Raw genomic sequence first — 381 nt, forward strand, 5'->3', positions numbered from 1 at the left:
GGCGGCGCTGTTGATCGGCGGCGTCGAGCTCGCCGACCTCCCCGACCCCGGCGCCGCCCGGGCCGCGGTCGACGCCGCCGGGTTCGTGGTCAGCCTGGAACTGCGTGAGAGCGAGGTCACCCAACGCGCCGACGTGGTCTTCCCGGTTGCGCCGGTGGTGGAGAAGGCGGGCTCGTTCGTCAACTGGGAGGGGCGGCTGCGTCCGTTCGAACCGTCGTTGCACACCAACGCGATCCCCGACCTGCGGGTGCTCAACTTCCTGTCCGACGAGATCGGCATCGACATGGGACTGCCGACCGCCCGGGCCGCCGCCGAGGAACGGGCCCGGCTCGGGTTGTGGTCGGGTGACCGACCGCAGGCCCCCCGCGCCGAGGCGGCACC

Annotated in this window: 1 protein-coding gene; it reads left to right on the forward strand. The window is 73.5% G+C overall.

All coding sequences use genetic code 11. The features are described 5' to 3' along the window. A partial coding sequence (locus tag ACXAID_RS28455; RefSeq protein WP_475025480.1) for a molybdopterin-dependent oxidoreductase occupies positions 1–381 on the forward strand: 381 nt, incomplete at both ends.

This window comes from Mycobacterium sp. ABE4_509 (assembly GCF_056160785.1).